Source organism: Streptomyces thermospinosisporus (assembly GCF_039526425.1).
GTDB classification, from domain to species: domain Bacteria; phylum Actinomycetota; class Actinomycetes; order Streptomycetales; family Streptomycetaceae; genus Streptomyces; species Streptomyces thermocarboxydovorans.
In genome coordinates this window covers 1-5,455 of the sequence record NZ_BAAAIZ010000109.1, presented here as the reverse complement: position 1 = coordinate 5,455, position 5,455 = coordinate 1, and the positions used below count along the sequence as shown (strand labels likewise).

Below are 5,455 nucleotides of genomic sequence, written 5' to 3'. Positions count from 1 at the left end.
CCTTCGCGTCGACGAAGAGGAGGCGGAACGTCTTCGGCTCACCGTCCGGCTTGGTCCACGGCAGGGTGACCTCGACCGGCGGGAACTCCTTCATGTGGGCCTTGAGGGCCGCGGCAAGCTGGGCCGGTAGAGGCACGGACCGGATCTTGTTCCCCTTGGGCAGGGCGAAGACGGGCTTCGTGCCGACGAGCCGCACCTGGCGGTTGACGTGGATCCAACCGCCCTTGAAGTCGATGTCTTCGACGGCGAAGCCGAATACCTCGCCCTGCCGCAGGCCGCAGCCGAAGGCGAGCTTGCCACCGGCCTGGAAGCGCTTGGGCAGGCCGGCGAGGACTGCCCGGACGCGCTCCAGCGGCCAAGGTATGACCTTCTTCTTGGTCGCGGTTGGCAGCTTGACCGACTTCGCCTTGCAGGGGTTCTTCGGCAGCAGCCCATCCTCCACGGCCGCGCCGAGGATGCTGGAGAGGATGTCGAAGATGCCCTCGATCGTCGACGCCTCCAGGCCGGCGTCCTGGAGCGTGCGGATCCAGCCCTGGATGACCGAGGGCTAGCCCTGGATGACCGAGGGCTGGTTGAGGGAACGCAGCTCGCGTCGCCCGAGGTGCTCGACGATGTGGTTGCGGACCGTCGCCTCGTAGCGGAGGGCTGTCGTCGGACCGACGGAGTTCGCGTCCAGCCACTTCTGCGCGTAGGCGCCGAGCGTCTGCTTCGTCTCGGCTGGTACGACGTAGGAGCCGCGCCGGATCTCGACGTCGACCTGGGCGGCCCGGTTGTCCGCCTCGGCCTTGGTATCGAAGTTCTCCTTGCGCTGGCGGCCGTCCAGATCGCGGTAGCGGACCTGCCAACGCTTGCCAACACCGTGATCGGCGGTGGGGACCATCTGCCTCGTACGGCTCTTGTGTTCGCCGCATTCGACCTCGGTGGGCTTGGGGTGGGACTTGTGCCAGCGGTCGTACACGTCAGCCAAGAAGGGCCCCCCGGATGTGCTCCGAGGTCTGGAGCGGAGAGGTCTCCAGAGGCAGCAGGACTGCGGGCGAGACGCCGAGAGCGGCGGCGATCGCGATGCAAGCCCGCCGACTGGGCCGGGTACCCGAGCGGCACGTGTGGCACTGCTCCGTACGTGCCGCCCCCCGGCGACCGGCACCTCACCGACGCCGAGTGGGCGGACATCGCGCGCCGCGTTGTGGCGGCCACCGGCATTGCGCCACAAGGCGATCCCGACGGGTGCCGGTGGGTCGCTGTACGCCACGCCGACGACCACATCCACATCGCCGCGACCAAGATCCGTGGTGACCTGCGCACCGCCCGCCACTGGAACGACTACCTGACCGCCGACAAGGAACTCGCCGCCATCGAGAAGGAATACGGCCTCAAGCAGGTCGTGCGCGGCGACCGCACCACCGCCAAGCGCCCCACCCGCGCCGAGACGGAGAAGGCCCGCCGCGCCGGCAAGACCAAGACCTCCCGCGAACGCCTGCGCACCACCGTCCGCCAACTGGTCTCCATCGCCACCAGCCCCGAGGAGTTCCTCCGCCTGCTCGACGGCGTCGAGGGCATCGTCGTCGACGTCCAGCACTTTCCCTCAGGCGACGTACGCGGGTACAAGGTCGCCGTGGAATGCGACACCAACGCCGCCGGTGAACCCGTCTGGTTGTCAGGCGCCAAACTCGCGCCCGACCTGTCCTACCTCAAGATCCGCGAGCGCCTCACCGCCATCGACGTCGCGCCCGTCACCGAGCCGGGCAGCCGACGCAAGCCCAATCCCTGGCACCAGGCCACCGCCGCGGCCGAGCGCATCCCCCACCACCTCGACCACGGCGACGACGCAACCGCCCAGGCCCACATCGCGGCCTTTGGCGAAGCCATCGACATCCTGCCGCTGCTCGCGCCCAACCACCTGCGGCCACAGCTGCAGCAGGCAGCCACCGCGTTCGAACGTGCCACCCGCTCGCGCATCCGCGCCCAGCAGGACCAGGCCCGCGCTCTCCGGGGCGCCGTCCGCGCCCTGCGCACCACGCCAGTCACCCGCGATGGCGCCGGACTGGCGATGTTCCTCGACATCGCCGTCCTCGTCGTCATCGCCGCAGCGCGCTGGCACCAGGTCCGCCGGCACGACCAGCAGGTCGCCGCCGCGCACCAAGCCCTGGTCCACCTGCATGCCGCCTACCGACAGGCTGCTGCCGAGCCGCTGGCCGCTCTGGCCCAGCGCCAACCACCGGCCCGCACCATCGAACGGCACGCCCAGCGCGTCCTCGTGATGCTGCCCGATCACGCCCAGCAGACCCTCGATGACCCCGCCTGGCCTGCACTGGCCGCCGCCCTAACCGAAGCCGAGACCGCCGGCCACGACCCTGACCAGCTCCTCCAGCACGCCGCCCACCAGCGCACCCTGGACGACGCCCGCTCCACCGCCAGCACCCTCACCTGGCGCATCCAACGCCTCGCCGCCCGGCAGGCCCGCAGCGATCGAGCACGAACCGCGCGAGCCGGCACGTATGTGACACCACAACCGGCACAGCCTGGCCAGACACCGCCGAGCCCGTCACAGCCTGGGCCTGCGGAGGCCCCCGCGCGACACCGGTAATTCCGGCACTGGCGGCCTCGCGCCCGCGAGGCCACCAGTGGGTGGAAAGACACCTCTCTCGTCCGCTTCCAGCTTTCGAGTGACGGAGGGCATCACCGCGCCGTGCTGACCAGAGGCTCCAGCAACTCCAGCGCTTCGTCCCAGCGGAAGCGTTCCGCCGCGCCGCCAGCCCTCGGCCGGTGCGGTTCGCATGAGCCGATCAGAACACCCATGCCCCGCAGCCGGTCCAAGCTCTGCTGGTAGGCGGGATGGGCAGCCTGGGCGGAGTTCAGGTAAGGCAGCACCACAGTCGGGATGTCCATGCCGTACGCCTCGCACAGGATGCCCAGGGCGAGGGTGTCGGAGATCCCGGCGGCCCACTTGTTGATCGTGTTGAAGGTGGCGGGAGCCACGGCGATCGCGTCCGCCGGGGGCAGGGGGCGCGGGTCTCCCGGTGAACGCCAGGCGGAACGGATGGGGTAGCCGGTCTGTGCCTCGATCGCCTTGGTGTCGATGAAGCCGAGTCCCTGCGGTGTGGCGATGACGCCGACGTCCCAGTTGGCTTCCTGGGCGGCGGTGATGAGCTTGCCGACATCTCGGGCAACACCCGCAGCGCACACGACGACGTACAGGAAGGGCTTCTTGTCCGGGGCGGTCGGTTCGGTCACGCGGGGACTCCCAGTTGGCGACTGAAGTGGTGCAGTTCCGGCAGGGTACGTCGGCGGTCGCGGGCGGCCATATCGGCGACCAGGTGGCGGACATCGGGGCGGCGGATGTCCTGGGCGGCACAGGTCTCGGCGATGCGCAGGGCCTGGTAGCCGTCGGCGAGGCGGCCCTGCTGGCTGTAGGCGCGGGCCGCCTCGACCCATAGTGCGGCGCGGCGCTCGGGGACCGGGATGTGCCGACGCATGAGGGGCCGGGCCGCCTGAAGGGCGAGGCCGGCGTCGCCGAAAGCCACCAGAGCGCTCAGCTCGTGCAGGGCGACATTGGTCGGGCTGAAGGTGGCCCAGGCGTCGGGCCGGTCGAGAGTGACGTAACGCGAGACTTCCTTCGCCTCACTGAGGAATTCCTTCGTGGCCGCGCGGTCACCGCGACTGCTGGCCGCGGTCACACCGCGCAGGAGCAGCAGTCCCACGGCGGCGAGGTACTTCGGTGAACGCCGGTCGTAGGAGCCGGTGAGCTGGTCAGCGGTGTGCCGGACCAGGGTGACGGCCTCTGTGGCGTGCTTCTCGCGGACCAGAACGTGGGCCTGGACACGGACGCTGGAGGCGAGGACCACCGGATCCCCCGAGCGTTCGGCCTCGGCCATCGCCCGGCCGACGGCGAGCCATGCGTTGCCCTGGTCGTGCTGCTTGAGCAGCAGGCTCGTCGTCGTCTGGTACGCCGTGGCCAGGAGCCGGGACACCGTGTCCCTGTCCGTCGCATCACCGGCCGCCAGTCGCAGGTCGGCGATCAGGCTCGGGAGGGTGCGCTCCAACTCCGTGTAGTGGCAGGTGTGGAAGAGCCTCAGTGCTGATCCGACGCGTTCGTACAGGACGGCCGTGTCCTGTGGGCCACCGGTGCCTGCGGGGCCGGGACCGGGCAGGAGGGCCTGGACGAGGGCGGTGTGCGAGGCCGAAGAGCCGGCCGGGGCCGCGAGCGCTGCGATGCTCGCGGCGAGGAAGGAGCGGCGGTGCATGTCGTCAGCTTCTTGATCGGCGGCGGAGACGTCCTGAGATGGGGCGAGGCCCAACTCATGAGGCAGGATGTTCAGTTCCTGCGCGATGGCGCGTAGTACGCGGATGTCCTCCGTGCCGCGACCGCTCTCCAGACGGCTCACCTTGGACTGGTGATACCCGAGCGCTGCGGCCACGTCGTGCTGTGAACGCCGCTGTAACACCCGCGCCCGACGGATCCGTTCTCCGATCCGTCTCGCTTCCCCATGCGCGTCGGCCATCTGCCACGGCTCCTTCCGCCGTCGCTGATCCTGCCTGCTCAATCGAGCATAGATCAGCCGTAGTTGGCCGTGATGCAGCTCCTGCATAAGCCATGCAGCGCACGCGTCAGGGCTCACCACCCACGGCGACGGACTGGTTGCTTGGTGTGGCCCCACCTACACCGGGAGGCCGCTCATGGAAGCGCATCAGCTCGCTCTCTCCCTACCCGCGACGCCCGCCGCAGCAAGCAAGGCCCGGCACCAGGCCGTGGACGCGATAGCGGGCTGGGACGCGGGACTGGGCACCGAGGTGGTGCACACGGCCGAACTGCTGGTCAGCGAGCTCGTCACCAACGCGGTCCAGTACGCCGGCACCGGATCGGTCTCGCTCGCGGTCTGTCTCGACGAGGCCGTCCTGCGGATCGAGGTCTGCGACACGAGCCCGGTCCTTCCCCAGCCGACTCTGCCCGACGCGGACAGCGAGGGCGGCCGGGGCCTGTTCCTCGTCGCCGCTCTCGCCGACCGGTACCACGCCGAACCGACCGTGACCGGCAAGCGCTGCTGGGCCGAAATCGACCTGACCAGCAAACCCAGCCAGGAAGTCGCCTGTTTCTCCCCCCTGCAGAGGAGTTGATGATGACAACCACCCACGCCTCCGGCGTGGCCGCCGAGGTGATCGCCGTACGCCCTGGACCGCCGCTCGCCGGCACCGTGAGTGTCGACGGCTCCAAGAACGCCGCTCTGCCGCTCCTGGCCACCGCGGCGGCCCTCGGTCGGCCGGTCCGATTGAGCAACGTCCCGGACAGCACGGACGTCCAGATCATGCTCACTCTGCTGCAACAGGCGGGCTGGCATGTCACGCAGCCCGTCGGCGAACCGACCACTTACGTGATCCTGCCGACGGAGGCATCTCAACGGCGGGTCGTGCCCCTTGGCGTGGTGTAGATGATCATTCGTTGGTGGCGGGCAGCAGGGTG

5 protein-coding genes and 2 pseudogenes are annotated in these 5,455 nt (G+C 69.8%); 3 read left to right on the top strand and 4 right to left on the bottom strand.

Features of this window, described 5'->3' with window-relative positions:
- Window positions 1-442: tyrosine-type recombinase/integrase (locus tag ABD207_RS32230; RefSeq protein WP_425580852.1), on the bottom strand; the 442-nt coding region annotated here is incomplete at its 3' end.
- Between the two features lie 105 nt (window positions 443-547).
- On the bottom strand, window positions 548-967 hold the full coding sequence (locus ABD207_RS32225; protein ID WP_425580851.1) for a tyrosine-type recombinase/integrase: 420 nt from the start codon (window positions 965-967) through the stop codon (window positions 548-550).
- Window positions 968-1,065: 98 nt separating this feature from the next.
- On the opposite strand from ABD207_RS32225, the pseudogene ABD207_RS28080 reads away from it, so the two are divergent.
- Window positions 1,066-2,584, top strand: a pseudogene (locus ABD207_RS28080) (relaxase/mobilization nuclease domain-containing protein); the annotation flags it as partial.
- Between the two features lie 92 nt (window positions 2,585-2,676).
- Here the strand turns inward: ABD207_RS28080 and ABD207_RS28075 are convergent.
- Entirely contained in the window at window positions 2,677-3,231 is a 555-nt protein-coding gene (locus ABD207_RS28075) for a flavoprotein (protein ID WP_344016007.1), read from the bottom strand.
- Window positions 3,228-4,499: a helix-turn-helix domain-containing protein gene (locus ABD207_RS28070; RefSeq protein ID WP_344016006.1), complete on the bottom strand. Its 1,272-nt coding sequence runs from the start codon at window positions 4,497-4,499 to the stop codon at window positions 3,228-3,230. Before ABD207_RS28070 ends, ABD207_RS28075 begins: the two co-directional genes overlap by 4 nt.
- A gap of 175 nt (window positions 4,500-4,674) precedes the next feature.
- On the opposite strand from ABD207_RS28070, the gene ABD207_RS28065 reads away from it, so the two are divergent.
- Together ABD207_RS28065 and ABD207_RS28060 are read left to right on the top strand one after the other, a co-directional pair.
- Window positions 4,675-5,112 (top strand): ATP-binding protein, encoded by a 438-nt coding sequence (locus ABD207_RS28065; RefSeq protein WP_344016005.1) that lies wholly within the window; start codon window positions 4,675-4,677, stop codon window positions 5,110-5,112.
- A 2-nt stretch (window positions 5,113-5,114) separates the two neighbouring features.
- A pseudogene (locus tag ABD207_RS28060) lies at window positions 5,115-5,390 on the top strand (UDP-N-acetylglucosamine 1-carboxyvinyltransferase); the annotation flags it as partial.
- Window positions 5,391-5,455 lie beyond the last annotated feature (65 nt).